Annotated in this window: 2 protein-coding genes; one reads left to right on the top strand and one right to left on the bottom strand. The window is 44.1% G+C overall.

The features are described 5' to 3' along the window. Window positions 1–158, top strand: a 158-nt coding sequence (locus tag ACRC27_RS14450) for a heavy metal-binding domain-containing protein (protein WP_438640203.1), incomplete at its 5' end; no start/stop codon positions are given. 74 nt (window positions 159–232) lie between these two features. Here the strand turns inward: ACRC27_RS14450 and ACRC27_RS14445 are convergent. Beyond that, complete coding sequence (locus tag ACRC27_RS14445) at window positions 233–418, bottom strand: hypothetical protein (RefSeq protein WP_438640202.1); 186 nt, start codon at window positions 416–418, stop codon at window positions 233–235. Window positions 419–1,006: the final 588 nt, after the last annotated feature.

The following is a 1,006-nucleotide window of genomic DNA, read 5'->3' as shown; positions in this document are numbered from 1 at the left end:
GTAAAGCGCGCGAAATGGCGTTCGCCGATATGAATGCGCAGGCGGCAGAGTTAGGCGCCAATGCGGTGGTGGGCATCGATGTGGATTATGAAACCGTCGGTAAAGATGGTGGGATGTTGATGGTCAGTGTTACGGGAACGGCGGTACGGGTCGAGTGATCTCTTTTGTCAGGCACGCTTAGGTGTGCTTGTGCGGCGGGTTTGCCCCTAGGCGCGCGAAGCTGACAGGGGCGTTATTGTGATTCTGCGCGGTGTGTGGGTTTGGTGGTTAGCTGTTGTGCGCTAATTTTTCCCTTTCCCTTTCCCTTTCCCTTTCCCTTTCCCTTTCCCTTTCCCTTTCCCTTTTTTCTGGCTTTTACGTCTTTTAGGTTTGTGTTGCTGCTGGCGGTATTACACGGCAAATCGCGGTGGCCTGTCATAAATGGAAATATCAGTAACGAATATGTATGCAATTTGTGTGGGTGCGGTTAGTATGCTGCGTGTGAGTATGCATGGCTAAAAATAGCATTTAAATTCACTTTTGTTGTGTGACTACATGTCTATTGCTGTGATTTCTTTTATTGGGCAGAAAATAGCATAGATCGCTCATTACGTTTTAATTGATTGATATTTAATTATATTTTATTTTAATCACCCTTTATTTCGTGAACTTAATCACACCACAAAACCCAAGGAAACATTTTGTTACATTAAGTTACTTGATGTCTTATACCCCATAAATAAATATGTATTCATAAATTGAGCGTAATTATTCAATTTATAATATGTTTCTCGACACCATTTGCGTTATTGGCCATAGCGGTCTGACAGTGGTGTAGAACCTGTAATGAAGACATTAATTGATGAGGATATGTGACATGACGATGAATATGAGTGTATTGGCTGCGGCAACGACCATGCTGCTGGCTGCGGCGGCTCCGGCCAGTGCGCAAAACGTTGAAGTGGTTCAACAGCAAGTTCAGTACAGCTGTGGGGTGTTTAATCCAAACCCAGTGAATGCGACTTAT

The sequence above is a fragment of the Plesiomonas sp. genome (assembly GCF_051650925.1).
Taxonomy (GTDB): domain Bacteria; phylum Pseudomonadota; class Gammaproteobacteria; order Enterobacterales; family CAMTGL01; genus Plesiomonas.
This window is presented reverse-complemented; position numbering and strand designations above follow the sequence as displayed.